This is a genomic window from Synechococcus sp. LTW-R (assembly GCF_014217875.1).
Lineage (GTDB): Bacteria > Cyanobacteriota > Cyanobacteriia > PCC-6307 > Cyanobiaceae > Vulcanococcus.
The window spans coordinates 2,037,354-2,054,283 of sequence record NZ_CP059060.1; the positions used below are offsets into that span (position 1 = coordinate 2,037,354).

Here is a 16,930-nt window from a genome sequence, read left to right on the forward strand (position 1 = left end):
TGCCAGGGGAGCGGCAGCAGGGGAATCCTGCAGGCAAGACCTGCCGCAGGAGAGTCCCGATGGCGAGCTCCTTTGAAATTCATGCCCGGCACCACTGGAGCTTCCAGTTGGTGCTGATGGGCAGCCGACTGCAACTGGAGGGTTGCCGCGATGGGGAGGAGCCCCTGCGCTGTTCCACCTGGCTGGAGCCCCAAGACACCCCCCTGGATGTGGCCCATGAGCTGATGGCCCACCCCAGCTGCGCTGTCTGAGCGATTAGCTCTGCAGGTAAGTCGTTTGCCTGAGGCTGGTCTCCAGGTGATCCATTAGGCGCTGGGTTTCTTGGATCTTGAGGCTTCCTTTTTGGATGGCAGCCTCACTCGTCACCCGCAGTCGCTCCAGCAGGACCTCCGGGTCGTGTTCCATCGCTTCGAGGACTTCGGCGTTGGTGTCTCCCCGCACGACATGGTCCACCTGGTAGCCGCCGCCTGGTGAAAGGCGGATGTGGACCGCGTTGGTGGCGCCAAACAGGTTGTGGAGGTTGCCCATCACCTCCTGATAGGCCCCGCCCAGGAATAGGCCGATCAAGTAAGGCTCACCCGGCTTCAGGCCGTGGAGCTCCAGCAGCGGTTTGCTTTGGCCCTGGGCGATGAACCGCGCCAGCTTTCCATCGGAGTCGCAGGTCAGGTCCGCGAAGTGCCCGAGCTGCTCGGGCTGTTCGTTCAGCCGGTGAATCGGCAGCAGCGGGAAGAGTTGCTCAATCGCCCAGCTGTCGGGGGCGGAGCGAAAGACCGACAAATTGGCGTAGAACGTCGCGGCTAGTTCGGCCTTGAGGTTGCTCAGTTCCTCGGGGATCGCCTCATTGCTCGGCAGTTTTTGGGCAATGGCCTGGGCGCACGCCCAGGTGAGCTGTTCGGCCACGGAGCGTTCCGGAAGGCTGAGGTAGCCCAGGCGGAAGGTGTTCAGCGCGTCGTCTTTGAATTTGAGCGCGTCGTTCCAGGTCTCCTGCAGCTTCGAGAGGTCGCGATCGCCCTGCCCATCGACGGCTTCAATCTCCGCGAGGGTTTGGCGCAGGTTGCGGACTGTGAGTGCTTCCTCGCCATCGGCGGCGGGGTAGTCACTGGGCACGGTGCTTTGGCCAAGCACGTTGAACACCAGCACTGAAAAGTGGCTGGCGATGGCGCGGCCGCTTTCGCTGACCAGGGTGGGAACGGGAACAGCGTGGGGCTCGCAGCATTCCCGGACAGTCGCGACGACGTCGTTGGCGTAGTTCTGTAGCGAATAGTTCGTTGAGGCCGATGTGGCCGTTCGGCTGCCGTCGTAGTCGACCCCGAGCCCACCACCCACATCCAGGAATCCCATCGGGGCGCCGAGCTTGGTCAGTTCGACGTAGATCTGCCCGGCTTCCTGCAGGGCGTCCTTGAGAACGGCAATGTCATTGATCTGACTGCCCACATGGAAGTGGAGCAGCTTCAGGTCGTTGAGCAGGTTGGCCTTCTTCAGGGCCTCGACCGTGGCGAGGAGTTCGGGGATGGCCAACCCAAATTTCGCCTTGGCGCCGACGGAGCTGCCCCAGCGTCCGGTGCTGCGGCTGGAGAGCTTGGCTCGGATGCCAATAAAGGGTGCGGCGCCCAGATCTTGGCTCGCCTGGATGATCCGTTCGACTTCGTCGGCTTGCTCGATCACGACCACCGGTTGGCGGCCGAGGCGTCTGGCGAGGATGGCCGTCTCGATGTAGCGCTGATCCTTGTAGCCGTTGCAGATCAGCAGCGCCTCGGGGTCATCCACCAAGGAAAGGGCGATCAGCAGTTCTGCTTTGCTGCCGGCCTCTAGACCGAAGTGCCAGCGCTTGCCGCAGGCCACGAGCTCCTCGACGACATGGCGTTGCTGGTTGCACTTCACGGGGAAGACCCCCTGGTAGCGACCGGAGTAGCCGTATTGGGCGATGGCGCGCTCAAAGGCGGCGTGCAGTCGCTCGAGCCGGTCTTCGAGGATGTCGTCGAAGCGGATCAGCAGTGGGAGCCCGAGGCTGCGACCTTCCAGGCCCTGGACGAGATCCAGTAGATCCAGGCTGCCGCCCCGCTCCCCTTTGGGCTGCACGCTGATGTGGCCGCGGGCGTTGACCGAGAAATAAGGATCCCCCCAGCGGTCGATGCCGTAGAGGGCTGCGCTGTCGGCTGCGCTCCAGCTGGCGTTTTCAGCGGAGACCATCGAGCCGGCGGCGGGGCAATGCCGGAAATCTAAGGACTCGTGCCCGGGGCGCCACGTGTGCTTGCCAAGCGGTAGGGCGGCCACGGACGATGGGCCGGATCTGACGTTTTTTGTTATGGCTGCCGAGCGCACCTTTGTTGCCATCAAGCCCGATGGTGTTCAGCGCGGTTTGGTGGGCGAGATCCTCGGCCGCTTCGAGCGCAAGGGCTTCAAGCTCGTGGGCCTCAAGCAGCTCACCCCCAGCCGTGAACTGGCCGAGAGCCACTACGGCGTCCACCGCGAGCGCCCCTTCTTCGCTGGCCTGGTGGACTTCATCACCTCCGGTCCCGTCGTGGCCATGGTTTGGGAAGGCGACGGCGTGATCGCCAGCGCCCGCAAGCTGATCGGCGCCACCAAGCCCCTGGAAGCTGAGCCCGGCACCATCCGTGGCGACCTCGCCGTGAACATCGGCCGCAACGTCATTCACGGTTCCGACGCCCCCGAAACCGCTCAGTTCGAGATCGGCCTCTGGTTCCAGGCTTCTGAGCTCAGCGATTGGACCCCTTCGGATCAGGGCTGGCGCGTCGAGGGCTGATCCCTCCCCTTTCAACGAGACCGGGGAGCGCAAGCCCCCGGTTTTTTTATGCCGCGCGCTGGTCGCGTTCTGCAAAGCGTTTCCAGCTGAAAGCACCCAGCAGCTGCGCTTCATCCGGCGTTAGCTCTTCGCCAAGAAGACACTTGCGCAAGAGCTGGGCGGTGACCGCGGCTAGCAGAACCCCATTGCGGTGGTGCCCCGCCGCCAGCCAGAGGCCTGAGATCGCGCTGCCCCCCAGCAGGGGGCCTTCGTCGGGGGTGCAGGGCCTGAAGCCCCACCAGCGCTCCATCGGTGGCCAGTGTTGGGCCTCAGGGAGGAGAGCCGCGATGCCCGCCTGCAGTTGCCTTTGGCCAAAGGGGGTCAGCCCGGTGGTGAATCCGGCATCCCGTTCGCTGGTGGCTCCGACCACCAGCAGGCCGTCTTCCCGAGGGACCAGATAGGTGCCCGGGCCGAAGATCACGCGGGGTAGGGCCTCTTTGGGGCCCTGCAGCGAGAGCATCTGCCCTTTCACCGGATAGATCGGCAGCTCCGGCAGCAGCTCGGCACTCCAGGCTCCGCAGCAGAGCACGGCCTCACGGGCTTCGATGGTCTGGAGGTCGCCTTCGGCGTTGCGGACGCGGATCCCCTGGAGCATTTGGTCCTGCTGGAGCAGCTCGAGGACTTCAACGCCCTCCTGGAAGCGGACACCCAGGTCGACGCAGGAGCGCTCCAGGGCGCGCATCAGTTGGCGGCGGTTGTCGATTTGTCCGTCCTGCTGGAAGAGCAGTCCGGCCTGCCAGCCTGGTCCGATGCCTGGGATTTCACGCTCGAGGCCAGCGCGATCGAGGGCTTGCCCCCAGGGAGCCGTGGGATAGACGTCACGCTCCGTCTCCGAGGCGAAGGGCACCACGATCCCGCAGTCCCGCAGCCCGCAGGAGAGGCCGCTGTCGGCTTCGATCTGCTCGACCCAGCCGGGGATCCGCCGCAGGCTGTCCTGGCCGAGGCGCAGCAGATCACCGCTGAGCCCTTCGGCATGGGGCGCGAGCATCCCGGCGGCCACAAACCCAGCTGCTTCGCTGCGTTGGCGGCTGAGCACCTCAACGGAGCGTCCGGCCCGGGCAAGCTGATGGGCCAGGGCGAGACCCATGAGGCCGCCACCGAGGATCAGAACTCCGTTGCCCTGGGCGGCTGTCATGGCCGATCCAACCCGAACCGCCAGTGTTTCAGGTGATGCGCAGGGCTGACCAGCGGCCCTTCCATAGGATCAGGCGATTGACGGAGTTGGGACATGGCTGCTGAGGCCGCCTGGGAAGCAGTGATCGGCTTGGAGACCCATGTGCAACTGGGGACCAACAGCAAGATCTTCACCAGCGCCTCCACCACCTTTGGGGACGATCCCAACACCCATATCGATCCGGTGGTTTGCGGTCTGCCGGGCACCCTTCCGGTGCTGAATCAGAAGGTGCTGGAGTACGCCGTCAAGGCGTCCATGGCCCTCAATCTGAATGTTGCTGAGCACAGCAAATTCGATCGCAAGCAATATTTCTATCCGGACCTGCCCAAGAACTACCAAATTTCCCAGTACGACGAACCGATCGCCGAGGACGGTTGGATTGAGGTCGAAGTGGCTGAGAAAGGCAAAGAGACCTATCTCAAAAAGATTGGGATTGAGCGCCTCCACATGGAAGAGGACGCCGGCAAGTTGGTCCACGCCGGCAGTGACCGCCTCGCCGGCTCCACCCACTCCTTGGTGGACTACAACCGCGCTGGTGTAGCCCTCGCAGAGATTGTGAGCAAGCCCGATCTGCGCACCGGCCGGGAGGCGGCGGAGTACGCCTCAGAGATCCGCCGCATCATGCGCTATTTAGGCGTCAGCGACGGAAACATGCAGGAGGGTTCCCTGCGCTGTGACGTCAACATCTCCGTGCGCCGCGGGCCGGATGCGCCCTTTGGCACGAAGGTGGAGATCAAGAACATGAACTCCTTCTCGGCCATCCAGAAGGCCTGTGAGTACGAGATTCAGCGTCAGATCAAGGCCTACGAAACGGGCGAACCGATCGTTCAGGAGACCCGCCTCTGGGATGAGGGCAAGCAGCTCACCAAGAGCATGCGCAGCAAGGAGGGAGCCAGCGATTACCGCTACTTCCCCGATCCTGACCTGGGACCGATTGAAGTCAGCGCCGAGCTCCAGGAAGGTTGGCGCTCTGAGTTGCCCGAGCTGCCGGCGGCCAAGCGCCACCGCTACGCCGAAAACCTCGGCCTCTCGCAATACGACGCCCGCGTGCTGACGGACGAGCGTCCGATGGCGGAATTCTTCGAGGTGGCCGTGGCCACCGGAGCTGATCCCAAAGGTGTGTCGAACTGGATCACTGGTGACATTGCTGCCTACGTCAATGCCAACCGCCTGAGCTACTCGGAATTGGCTTTCCGCCCGGAACAGCTGGCGGAGATGGTGAAGCTGATCGATGGCGGCAAGATCAGCGGCAAAATCGCCAAGGAAATCCTTCCTGAGTTGCTGGAGAAGGGTGGTTCACCAGCCAAGATCGTCGATGAGCGGGGTCTGGGCATGATCAGCGACCCTGCCGCGATTACCGCAATTGTCGAAGAGCTTCTGGCCGCTCACCCCGCCGAAGTGGAAGCTTTCCGCGGCGGTAAGAACAAGCTTCAGGGCTTCTTTGTCGGCCAGCTCATGAAGAAGACCGGAGGCAAGGCTGATCCCAAACTCGCCAACCAGATCTTGAGTCAGAAGCTGAAGGGATAGTCCCTTCGTTTGTGGGGCATTCAGAGCATCATCTGAATGCCTTTCTTGAGATAGTGCTCCGAGCGGATTGACACCCTGTTGTCGATCAAGACATCGCTTAAAGGCCTTTTTTTGGCCAAGGGCCACTGAGCATTCATCCGTGCCTCGGCCTCGACGGCGCTCAGCCCATCGCGCTGCATGAGGCGCTCCAGTTGCTGCGCTTCGTCACAGTCCACGAGCCAGATCTCGCTGCAGAGTCCTTCGAGGCCGGCTTCGAAGAGCAGTGGAATCATCAGCACCACCGTTGGCTCCGCAACGAGCTCGGTGAGGGCTTGGTCAAAACGCCGGCGCACCAGCGGATGGACTAGCTCCTCTAGCCAGCGCTTTTCGGAGGGGTCAGAAAAGACGATCGAGCCGAGGGCCCCGCGATTGACCGTCGGCCACTCCGGCCCCGTGCCATCTGCTCGAACGGAGTCGCCGTAGCGCTGCAGCACGGCTGCGGCACCCGTGCTGCCAGGAGCGAGGACCTCGCGGGCGTAGTGGTCGGCATCCAGAACGGGGAGCCCTTCGGCTTCCAGCAGCCGGCCCACTGTGCTTTTGCCCGTGGCAATGCCGCCGGTCAGGCCGATCCGTCGTTGCGCTCCGCACCAACGTGGCGACCGGCTCATTGAGGCAGGGCTGACTGCATTTCAGAATCGCAGGAGTTCCTGTCGCCCACCAGTTGTGACGCAGTCCTGGCGATCGATTGCAGGTGGCGTGACGGCGCCTCGGGGTTTTCAAGCCGCCGGGATGACCGCCGGACTGAAGGCCTCGGGCAAGCCGGACCTCTCGCTCTTGCTGGCCCCTGAGGGTGCCGTCTGTGCGGGGACCTTCACGACCTCGCTGGTGCGGGCAGCCTGCGTGGACCTCTGCGCCGACCGACTCGAGGCCAGTGGGGGCGTCGCCCGGGCGGTGCTCACCAACTCCGGTCAGGCCAACGCCTGCACGGGTGATCGCGGCCTGATTGACAGCATCCGCGCCACCCAGGCCGTGGCTGATCGCCTTGGGCTTGCCGCTGAAGAGGTCTTGATCTGCTCCACCGGAGTCATTGGGGTGCCGATCCCGATGGAGACCTTGTTGCAGGCCATCGACCCGCTGGCGGAAGGCCTCTCGTCGGAGGGTGGCCCTGCGGCAGCTCAGGCGATCCTCACCACGGACCTGATCGACAAGCAGATCGCCCTGGAGGCTGACCTGGGTGGTCAGACCGTTCGCATCGGCGGTATGGCGAAAGGCTCGGGAATGATCCACCCGAACATGGCCACGATGCTCGGTTATCTGAGCTGTGATGCCGGTGTTCCCGCGGAGGTTTGGCAGGGGATGGTCGCCCGTGCCGTGCAGCGCTCCTTCAATGCGATCACGGTCGACGGCGACACCAGCACGAACGACACCTATCTGGCCTTTGCAGGCGGTTCCGCCCTCGACCCGGCTCACTACGCGGCCCTGGAAGAGGGGGTGACTGCCGTCTCGCAGCACCTGGCCAAGGCCATTGCCCGGGATGGCGAAGGGGCCACCTGTCTCCTGGAAGTGCAGGTCGAAGGCGCCGCCAGTGAGGCGGACGCCCTGGCCATCGCCCGCACCGTTTGTGGGTCCTCCTTGGTCAAGACCGCCGTCCACGGCCGCGATCCGAACTGGGGCCGGATCGTGGCAGCGGCAGGTCGAGCCGGTGTTCCGTTCCAGCCCGGGGCCGTCGCGCTTTGGTTGGGGGAGCATCAGCTCATGGAGGCCGGTCAACCCCTGGTCTTCGATCGTGCGGCGGCCTCGGCCTACATGCGCGATCGGGCGTCCGGCGCCTACCTCTTGGATGACCGCGTTCAGATCCGCCTTGTGGTGGGCGACGGCCCAGGTCACGGCTTTGCTTGGGGCTGTGATCTCTCGGATCAGTACGTCCGCATCAACGCCGACTACACTACGTAGCTCAGGATGCCTGTATTTGCAAGGAGTCTTAGCTGCTGCAGTCGTTGGGTAACGGTTGGGTAACAGCCTTGATTCACGTGTGGCAGAACCAAAAAAACGTCTACAGACCCGCAACTCACGCAAGCGTGAATCGTAGGTAGAAATACCTAAAAGCTGCTGGTGACGAGTTGTTGAGACTGTTCGGCGCTGTCCAGCGTGGTGCGCATCTGCAGCAATGTCAGGTACGCAGGAGAGAAAAACCCAGTTATGACGATGGGTTTCGGCTTCCGCTTTACCCAGGATTGTTTTGGACAGGCACCGTCCGTTGAAGTCTTCGTTCAGTAATTCAACTGAACCTCCTCCAGATGGGCCTGTAAGGCGCGCACGACTAGCTGTTGGGAGAGGTGGTATAGAAAGCGCGTATGCGTGCCTTCCTGGCTGCTAGAGACGGCGCAGAACGCACCGAATGCAATCAGGTTGAGCAGCACGGTGAGCCAGAAGAGTTCGACGAGGTTATGTAGGTCTTTGGAGAACTAAATCCAATCCAATCCTTAAGTAATAAATGACTCATTCAGGGGGGTACTGAAAACAGCACCCCGGCACGGGGGGGTACTGCGTACTGGTACCTATGTAATACCCCTTGAGAAAAATATTTTATTTTTTCTGGTATTTTACAGGGCTACCTTTACGTTCCTCCTTGTACTCATCCTGCCAAGTCCATGCCATCCATCCCATACGCCTAGCTTCTTCCATTCGGAACTTTTCCCCTGTCCTCTTCCACGACATAGGACCATAGACATAAGGGTTTTTATCGAGACCAAACTGTTTCCACCATGACTCTTTGTATGTCCTGGATGAAGGATTGCAAGTCCGACAACTCCGTTCTAGAGCTCGTTCTACCTTTTTATTGGTAAGCGTTCCATTCACCTTGGTTACTGCTCCACAGTTAGAACAGGTGATTAGGGTAAGTGCTTTGTTATCTACATAAATTTGATTAGCGGTTTTCATTTTTTAGATGGGTTATTCGTTAACCATCCGCACATGGCAGATGGCACGAACCCAAGACGAGTTAACGGAATCGAACCGCTATTGAGTCACCAGACACTCGTTACACATTAAGTAATGGATCACCAGACTTCACTGGTTTCCTGGAGAGTGACTTCTACAGGTAGTGGAACTAATGGAATCGAACCATTACATAGTCACCAGACATTCCATTCCTATCCACTAGGAATTTTCCGTACTTTGCCGCTCCCTGAAAGAGAGGACTTTTTTTATGCATGTGTCTCCGCTAGCAAGCGAAGACTTGATGGTTAACGATCAGTCACCCATCTGATCACCGCAGGTAACCACTCCTACGGCTAGACAACCAACTGGTAATGCTCCAGTTCTTAGATCACTTGATGGTTGTTGAATCAATACATGTATTTAATACATACATTAACCAGCTAAAGCTTGTTATGTAATTCATCAGTATCCAAGTCGTGGATCACGATGGTAGTTAATGCATGTCGAGTCATGACAATCTACTAATACCTGGTACTGATGTAATTTCATCATGTAGAGCCAGTGTCCTCGCCACAGTCAGTGTCGAGGCTGGGGTTAATTTCAGTCATACCGTCTTTCCGTCGAGTCAGCTAGAAAGACATAGCAGTATTCCAAGACGTTATGGAACTGCTCCCAAGGCTTAACCAAACCGAACCTTTCCTACTCCACACAAGTGGCATTCAGATCAGCTCATTTCTTTTTATGCTAGTTCGCCTCTAGCTCGGATTACGAATGTAGTCCTTTCATATACCGGGAGGTTCTATGCCAGAGAGCAGTTATACCAATGTAAGTCGCTAGTTAAACATGTATTTGGACTCGTAGACTGAATCAAGTGGTTGATCACCTTGCTTCAAGCGAGCGAGAGCCTCTGCATCTACTCCTAGATCATCTGCAAGTCTTGCTAGTGGATCACCATCAACGATAGAAACAAAACCCTCTCGGATTCTCTGCATTGCTCTATCCATGTCTTTGGGTAGGACAAGAACGCAGTCGTGAATGACGCTCAGTGGATGCTGCCAATCCGTGAAGGCCTCCTTCAGTAGTGCAGCGTCATAACTATGAACGACCGCAGGTATGAATGAAGAAACCTCCTTTGCCTTATTCACATCCTTGGAATTCCAGTCACCAATGACAATCTTTCCGTTGTAAGTCGTGTGCACTTCCTCCGTATGGTGGTTGTACTTCACCAAATGGATAGTGTCATTCGTTGGTGTCTTCCAAACAAGTGATTGTGAGCCTTGTTCATGTGCAGTCTTAGCCAGTTTTCGTAGCCATTCCAACGCTTGAAATGCTGCTGGGAATACCTGTTTGGTAGCACCGTGGATAAGTTCGGCAAGTTCCCACAACACAGCTTGTGTCGGCAACTCTTCCTCACGGAGATCATTTGCTTCCACTGCTTTCAGTAGTGCGTCTTCAATACTTTCCTTGAAGCGAAACTCCTTTGCTCCATAGATTGCAGTCATCACAACTGGCTTACCAACTGATCTGAACTTGAGGTACTTGATGAGGTACTGCTGACCTTTCTTGATAGCAAGAGCTTCCGCTTTCCTAAGAACCTCCATGTATGCATCTTCTGGTGGAGCGTCAGGAGTTGATGGAGCCAGAAGATTGGTGTTCTTCATCCCTACAGGATCTCGTCTCATCCCAGAGAGTATTTGCAATCCACTAGCAGTCGAATCAACCTGCAGTGGAACACGCCAGAACTTTTCTTTCCTGGTGGTGATTACGTCATACCATTCCAAGCACAGTTGCAAGAACGTCCAAGGCTCATCGGCTTTCTTCCATATCTCAACAGTATCCAGTGGCTTACTACCTACCTTCTCAATGAGTTCTTTGTTATCGATAGTCCAAAGAATCCGATCTCTCTTTGAGATCCTGGTGCCTTGGTATGCAGAACCAATCGCAGCATAGATCCAGTCCATGGCTTCCTGAGTGACATTGCAGCCATCACGGAACTTAAGTAGGGACTTTTCAAAGTCAGTAGCACCAACAGGCGCTAACCAAGACTGTTGAGAGTAGAAGCGTCCACGCCAGTCAACCCACCACGACAAATAGAAGGTCTTGTGTTTGTACTCTTCCGCCATGAGTAATGACTTTCTGGTACGTACACATTTCCGATTTTCTTCGCCGTATGCTCTATGAAGTGCTGCAGTGATAGATCTCCATTCCTTTAGTCGTTCTGGATTTTCAGTAATAAGAGGATCTTCAGTACCCTTTGCAGGTCTCTCGTATGGGTTAACCAGGAACTTGCCGATTGATTCATGTCCCTTACTTAGTTCCTGAGCAACTTCTAGAACCCTTGAATCAATCCTCCATGCAGTGTGCTGTAGCGTGTTCTGCAACCCTGCAGACTTAGCGCCAAACACTGAGTCGTGAATGCCTTTGCCACGACACATAGGCTGTCCACGGCGCAGGTGATCTAAGTGGTAACCGCCAGTTCTGTTGTATCTACCTGGCTGATCAGACTGTTCCCAATCAAGGGGAACGTCAATTAATGGGTGCGTTTCATAAGCAGTTTCAAATGCACGTTTCTCATAAGTAAGCAACATTGAGTGAAATCCCTCCGTTAGTTTGACAATCTTCTTTTCCTTCTTTCTATCTCTCACATTCTTTGTTTCGATTATTCCAGCGAAGTAAGCAACCTCAAGCAGATACTCTCCGACTCTGCACGTGAACATATGGTTCCATTCATCGAACTCCTTGCACTTGCGCTCCGATGCAAGTCGCTTGGCGGTTTGCTTCGTACGCTTACGCCTGTACTTAGGAGTCGAACCTGGCATAGAAGCACTCTTCCTAAGTCTCTCACCGATGAAGGCATCCTGTTTTGTGTACCAGGCAACCCTTACTTCCTCCTTGATAGTGACGCCTAGCGTGTGGGAAAGATCAGCCATCGTTGGGCGATTTCTATCCCTGCCATAGGAATCCTCAATCGCCTTGATAGTCAGTAGCGCAAGACTATTGGACGACAGAAGATTGATTATCTGCCTTATGTGATCACAGAGCATCCAGAGATTGGCTTTATGAGCATTAGAGTTGCGCGGTCTTGCTTCTGCTTCTGCTGTCTTGTTTTCTAGAGTTTTGCTTAGTAGCGATATGTATGTGTGAATCAGGTAGCGACCTGGCTCAGTACTGGAGAAGTAATTGAGACTTTCTGCTTTCCGCAACTCGTCAGCGAGATGCTTTTGACCCTTGGTAATTAAATGCTGTTCGTGTTCTATTTCGTTTGGGGTGACCATGATTAATGCGTATAAGTGACTCTGCAAGGCTCTGCAAGCCGCGCAAAAGGTGGCATATAGGGAAATCCAGCCGAGAGCATCCCAAAGGGTGCTTACAGGCGCTTATAGAGGCCTCTGAGAGTCTTTTAAGTCGAGTTGTTTACACGTGCTACTAGAACTTGGTGTTATCCGCGGTTCAAGTGAGCGTTTCTCTGTGTATAGGGAAGGGATTAAGGAGGTATGACGATATTTGAAGGTGTTTATCAGGCGGACTGGTAGTGCGGGTGCTTTGGGAGCACTGTCTAAGGTAAGCGAAAACACTGACAAGCTCATTCTGCTCCAGAGGGAGCACCTGCATGGGTGACGGCGGGTGACAAGAATCAGTTGCCTACGGACCACCGAATGCTCAAGATGGGTTCATGGTTCAGCGGCAAGCCCGTGCTCCAGTACATCTATAGCCGCGACCAAAACATAACGAGAGGTACTAACGAATGAAACGACTAGCCGCTGCCACCGCCTTTTGCGGACTCTCAACTCTGTCAACTCTTTTTATTCCTGCCAGCGCTCAAATCAACGACTACCAACTTCCACCAGCGAATGTATCTACATGCGTAAATCTACGCCGATATCGGAATGAAGCAGACCAATACTATGGCGTCAAAGCCTCCTGGAATGACTATAACCGCATGGTAAAGCAGCAAAAAAAGCTTGATGCAGTCTTCGAACCCTGGATTAAAAAGTGCCTAAAGTTATGCCGCTCAATCAGTCCAAGAAAGCCTGCTGGAAATTCCTGGCAGTTGTCTCCATACTCAGGAGGAAAAAATGGGTGCGGGCATAGATGGGTTCGACTTGACAGAAGACATGGAGACCGAATTTATGTAAGCTACACAAATACAGAGCAACTTGATCCAGAGTCAAGTCAATGGATAACCAAGTATGGCCCAACTGAATACATAATTAAATGCAGCACTCGCGATGTTTACCGAGCACGAAGCGGATGGGTGCCAATCCGTCCTTCATGGGCGCCAGATGGCGCAGTGCTACTTTTTTGCTAAGCAACGGCATTCAAGTACTCAGAGATACGGAACAGCAATCCTGCCAAAAGTCTCAGCATCTGGTGGACTCTTGCAGTCAGCACCAAAGTAAGGACTCAACTTCACAATTACCTCATTAGCGTTAGGCGTCATCAACCAGTCTTTGGTTGTGTTTAGTCCCTTTTTATTCAGCTCTCGCAAAACCAGCACCCGTGCTTGAGCCGATGTTAAGCGCCCTATGCGAACGAGGCAGCGCGCAGCCGCACCAATCCCCACAGCTTGAGCTCTTTGCCGCTGCAAGTTTGTAAGGGATTGCGAGAATGCCGGACCCGGCGCGATAACCGCGACTGCTAAGAGCGACGCAACAATCAGAAAATTCTTGCTCAATGAAGGACCCAATGACATCACTAGCGACGGATATATGCAGGTCGACCACCGTGTTCAGCTGGGTAGCCCCCTTGCAGCTTGAACGACGAGTCAACTGAGCCAATACTTGGGCAAAGATACTTAATTACTGGCGTGATGTTTGAAATCATAACCATCTTAAAGTTAGGCTCATAAGGGCTGGCAGAATCCACAAACCAACTCGATAACTTGGTGACCGCTTTGTAACTAGATTCTTCAGCCCCAGGAAGAGGATATTTATTCAGGTAACCGTTTCCAACATCATAAAAAGACTCTATGTCGTACGTCCCAGCAGTACAATTAGCCTGATGCCAATAAGCATAGTATTGTTGGACCACCGGATTATCAATGTACTCGAACAGAATTCGCTCTATCGTGAGAACTCTCTTGTTGCCTCCATAGGTAATTGCCGAGTCATTATCTAAGCATTGCAGTTCATGTATTCGAATTGTTTCTTTGCCTGCTCCATAGAATGGATATTCGGGGTGGTTAGCGGCGTATAACTTTGTGAACCCACGAGGGCATTCATCACCATGATTCCCCCATGCTGCGGAATGACGATCCAGGATTCCAGCCACAGCAGGAGAAGGAGAGCCTGAGGCTAATAAGGCTAGAAACAGTAATGCAGTTCTCATTTGCTTGAGATTAAAAGCGGAAGTGGCGCCAAACCTTTCCTTCGGTTCTAGGCGTGTAGTTTTTGATATCAGAGGGATAGACAAGGCTTTCGTAAGTAATCCCTAAGTATTGACTCGTGCTTTGTTCGAGAATGCAGCGGCTGACGAATTTCACCTTTGAAGGCTGCTTGAATTTACTGTCTGAAAGCCAGTTATAAGAAGGACTGCCATCCCCCATCCAGCGTTTACAGGCGCGTTGTGCTTCTAGCTGAGATCCGTATTTACTCCACGGCCACGCACCTGCTGGCAGTGGTGCAGCCGCCACAAAAACGAATGCCAGCAGTCTCAATCGCTTCATTTGCCAATAGTGGCTGCGCTGGTCGCTCAGGTCCACAGAAAAGGCGACCGGAAGGCCGCCTGATGCACTGAAAACCCAGTCCCAGCCTAGAAAGCCAGGCAATCGCGTCCTGCATCGCAGCAAAGCTTTCAGGGTGTCTGACGGCGATATCGATCGACTGCAGCGCTCGTATGCCAGTCGTGGACTCAATTCGTCCATGTGATCGCCAAGCCCAGTTGTGACAAGCGTTCTCGCTGAAGCCTGGATAAGGCGCTATCTAGTGCTGCTATCTAGCTTTTTAGGGCCACCCCTGACCACGAAAACCTCAAGCTCCCACCACAACCGGCTCGGCCGCTTATCCTTGGTACGTGCGTACTAGTAGTAGCGATGGGTGCTGAGGGTTTTATTCAGGATCCAGCTACCAAGCAGGCCAAGCGCTTCCACCGCGATGAGAAGAGCTGGTCACAAGACCCCATGGTCTTTGTGGACACAGGCGTTCCGATTCCGGGCGAGCCTCCACTCCTGAAGACCCGTGTGCATCTTCATAGGGACGTTGCGGTCACTCTCTGGAACGATCTACTCAAGGTCGGCTGGAAGCCCGTAGAGGCGCTTTGGGGAGCCGATCAGGAGGTGTAGCCGTCTGCTCAGCATCAGGTGTAAACACCCCCCCCTGGGGGCTGTGACGTCCATGTGCCTACGTAATACAGCTTAATTAAGTCAGGTTTATGGAACAGTGGAAGTGCAGTATCGATAGGCATTAAGATGCATGAATGCCGTAACTCACCAATAGATCTTTCATGCGTATAACTCTAAGACCTCTATCGATTCTCCTCCTGACTCCAATAATTGTATGCAGCGGAGGAGCTGCGGAAGCGTTTTGGGGTGCGGCAAAAGAGTGGCCGACCGATTGGAAACAATTTAAATACCCTCCTAGCGACAGAGCTAAACCTTATGCAACGATTAGGTTTACCAAAGACATTGATGAAGCTTGTCGAAGGTATGAGGTTGACAAAAGAGCCTCTGAGAGAGCATCTAAACGATATGCAGTCATTAATAGGATCGCCTTGCGAAAGGCCTTATCTGGGGAGTTTACAGAAGATGAGGCGAATGACTATAGCCATAATGAATACGAGCAGAAATGGAAGACACGCATGGTTGAAGTCGCATCAGGAGTTGAAGTCCTTCGCCAGTGGGGTGTTCCAGACTGGAAGGAGTACTCACTCCATCATTACTATGGTGTTGGCGAAAAGATGAGAGAGTATCACTATGCAGGCAAGTTTCTCAGCATGGTTGATGGCTACGGGGCATTGCCTGTAGAGAAGATTGAAGATATATGTTCGCTTTAAACAATGGCGAGTCAAAATAAAGAGAAACTCAGCCATCAGTTACTTCCTCATACTTGCATCTTTGCTGCCTATCCTCTCTCCACAAGCTCGCGCTATAGAGTGGACTCGATCTCAATGCGCAGGTCGAGTATCTTGTCTGCGATGAATCTAGATAATGATTGTGAATAGATTCATGACTGCTAGCATGGGATTGTATTAAGCGAGATGGACCTCTATGAGGCTGTCACTACTAGTACTCATGCTTTTGAGTTCAAGTGCAGCGCATGCTGGTCCTTGGACTTCAATTATTAGACGTGGCTTGATCGAAGTCCTCGGTGATAGTGACGCAAATGAAGTAATCAATGAGCAGTGTCAGCGTCAAACGATCCAGGCGAGAACGGAAAGTGCACGTAAGTTCTTGATGAAAGAGTGCAAGAAAAGCATCTCAAAGGAAGTCAAGGCGACCGCTAAAAAGAGAGATGACTATCAGAACCTTATTTACCGCCTCAAGAGAGAGAATTCTAAATCTGATTACTTGTTTGCCTTGGAGAAAACTAACTACAAACGAGCTGAAGTCTGTGCACCATTTCGAAGAAGATACCTTGCAAACCTAAGTACTTCCAATTTCCGCTATCTAGTCGGAAGTAAGTGCACCAGAACAGGCAAGACAATCTTCCTTAATGAGAGCAGCTATTCATACAAAAGCTACCTAGAATCATTCCCAGAAGCTCGATCGCATCCATTCCGCAGCGCACGCTACTCGAGCAGGTTTACAGTAAAGTACTAATCCTAGTTCACATGAAAACCGCCCTTTCGATATCATTCTTGGCTCTTTCAGCTCTTCTTCCTTTGAATGTATCTGCATCAGAAGCTAATAATTCTAAGGCTTTGAAGATTTTGAAACAGGAGGTTCCACGTCTCGGAGAACTCATTAAGCAAAATCCTGGATTCAGAATTGGTTATCTCTTTTACCCGGAATCAGGCGAGCCTTGCAAGATCACAGTAAAAGCCTTTGAGAATCACCACACCACTCATACCTCAACAATTGGCTGGTACAACGTCGATATTTGCCAAGGCACAGCGGTAGAGAAATCCCTACGAAGACCACGTATAGCCAGCTCAAATGAATCCAGCATGCCTTCAACAGCAAGTTCAAATACGTATAAGAGTCCTGTACAGCCTGACCCATCACCTCCAGTAAGAAAGACTCGATACCAATCGAAAGAAGCACTCAAGGAAAAAGGTGAGGCTCTCGTATTGGCAGCGGCTACACGATGTCTTATGTCTCAGGGACTTGCCTCACGTGAACTGGCATTAGCACATTTTCAGCGAACAATGCTAGAGAAGGACCTTATATATCTCCTGGACTGGACAAATGAACCCAAAGTGAGATCAGCCATAATTGAACTATCGCCTCACTTCGGAAGTAAATGCAGGACTGAACCCTCACGACAAGTTCTTGAGCAGATTGTGTATCCAGCCATCAAGAACTAACTTAACGCTAAGAATATGCTTCCGGCCAGCCATGAGTAGGTGTT

Annotated in this window: 14 protein-coding genes; 7 read left to right on the forward strand and 7 right to left on the reverse strand. The window is 54.5% G+C overall.

Translation table 11 applies throughout. The features are described from left to right. Positions 1-59 precede the first annotated feature (59 nt). Positions 60-251 carry a hypothetical protein gene (locus H0O22_RS11285; protein ID WP_185186738.1) on the forward strand — a complete coding sequence of 64 codons (192 nt, stop codon included), beginning with the start codon at positions 60-62 and terminating at the stop codon, positions 249-251. Positions 252-255: 4 nt separating this feature from the next. Here H0O22_RS11285 and speA read toward each other — a convergent pair whose 3' ends face one another. Further along, positions 256-2,190 (reverse strand): biosynthetic arginine decarboxylase, encoded by a 1,935-nt coding sequence (speA, locus tag H0O22_RS11290; protein ID WP_185186739.1) that lies wholly within the window; start codon positions 2,188-2,190, stop codon positions 256-258. Positions 2,191-2,305: 115 nt separating this feature from the next. Here speA and ndk point away from each other — a divergent pair, with 115 nt between their 5' ends. Further along, a complete protein-coding gene (gene ndk / locus H0O22_RS11295) occupies positions 2,306-2,764 on the forward strand; it encodes a nucleoside-diphosphate kinase (protein WP_185186740.1) in 459 nt (152 codons plus the stop codon). Between the two features lie 46 nt (positions 2,765-2,810). Here the strand turns inward: ndk and H0O22_RS11300 are convergent, their stop codons facing one another. Beyond that, entirely contained in the window at positions 2,811-3,938 is a 1,128-nt protein-coding gene (locus H0O22_RS11300) for an FAD-dependent oxidoreductase (protein WP_185186741.1), read from the reverse strand. A 93-nt stretch (positions 3,939-4,031) separates the two neighbouring features. Here H0O22_RS11300 and gatB point away from each other — a divergent pair, with 93 nt between their 5' ends. Beyond that, complete coding sequence (gatB, locus tag H0O22_RS11305; RefSeq protein WP_185186742.1) at positions 4,032-5,504, forward strand: Asp-tRNA(Asn)/Glu-tRNA(Gln) amidotransferase subunit GatB; 1,473 nt, start codon at positions 4,032-4,034, stop codon at positions 5,502-5,504. A gap of 20 nt (positions 5,505-5,524) precedes the next feature. Here gatB and coaE read toward each other — a convergent pair whose 3' ends face one another. Then, a complete protein-coding gene (gene coaE / locus H0O22_RS11310) occupies positions 5,525-6,151 on the reverse strand; it encodes a dephospho-CoA kinase (protein WP_185186743.1) in 627 nt (208 codons plus the stop codon). Positions 6,152-6,206: 55 nt separating this feature from the next. On the opposite strand from coaE, the gene argJ reads away from it, so the two are divergent. Next, the gene (argJ, locus tag H0O22_RS11315; RefSeq protein WP_255439306.1) at positions 6,207-7,436 is read left to right on the forward strand and encodes a bifunctional glutamate N-acetyltransferase/amino-acid acetyltransferase ArgJ; all 1,230 of its coding nucleotides are present in this window, start codon (positions 6,207-6,209) and stop codon (positions 7,434-7,436) included. 317 nt (positions 7,437-7,753) lie between these two features. Here the strand turns inward: argJ and H0O22_RS11320 are convergent, their stop codons facing one another. The 4 genes from H0O22_RS11320 to H0O22_RS11335 all read right to left on the reverse strand — a co-directional run bounded on the left by H0O22_RS11320 (position 7,754) and on the right by H0O22_RS11335 (position 14,124). Beyond that, the gene (locus H0O22_RS11320) at positions 7,754-7,903 is read right to left on the reverse strand and encodes a hypothetical protein (RefSeq protein WP_185186744.1); all 150 of its coding nucleotides are present in this window, start codon (positions 7,901-7,903) and stop codon (positions 7,754-7,756) included. Positions 7,904-9,256: 1,353 nt separating this feature from the next. Next, positions 9,257-11,353 carry a DNA-directed RNA polymerase gene (locus tag H0O22_RS11325; RefSeq protein ID WP_185186745.1) on the reverse strand — a complete coding sequence of 699 codons (2,097 nt, stop codon included), beginning with the start codon at positions 11,351-11,353 and terminating at the stop codon, positions 9,257-9,259. Positions 11,354-13,118: 1,765 nt separating this feature from the next. Further along, a complete protein-coding gene (locus H0O22_RS11330; RefSeq protein WP_185186746.1) occupies positions 13,119-13,694 on the reverse strand; it encodes a hypothetical protein in 576 nt (191 codons plus the stop codon). 67 nt (positions 13,695-13,761) lie between these two features. After that, a complete protein-coding gene (locus tag H0O22_RS11335; protein ID WP_185186747.1) occupies positions 13,762-14,124 on the reverse strand; it encodes a hypothetical protein in 363 nt (120 codons plus the stop codon). Positions 14,125-14,454: 330 nt separating this feature from the next. On the opposite strand from H0O22_RS11335, the gene H0O22_RS11340 reads away from it, so the two are divergent. The 3 genes from H0O22_RS11340 (at position 14,455) to H0O22_RS11350 (ending at position 16,886) form a co-directional block, all read left to right on the forward strand. Beyond that, a complete protein-coding gene (locus H0O22_RS11340) occupies positions 14,455-14,703 on the forward strand; it encodes a DUF1651 domain-containing protein (protein ID WP_185186748.1) in 249 nt (82 codons plus the stop codon). Between the two features lie 161 nt (positions 14,704-14,864). Then, on the forward strand, positions 14,865-15,413 hold the full coding sequence (locus H0O22_RS11345) for a hypothetical protein (protein WP_185186749.1): 549 nt from the start codon (positions 14,865-14,867) through the stop codon (positions 15,411-15,413). Positions 15,414-16,190: 777 nt separating this feature from the next. Next, entirely contained in the window at positions 16,191-16,886 is a 696-nt protein-coding gene (locus H0O22_RS11350) for a hypothetical protein (RefSeq protein ID WP_185186750.1), read from the forward strand. Positions 16,887-16,930 lie beyond the last annotated feature (44 nt).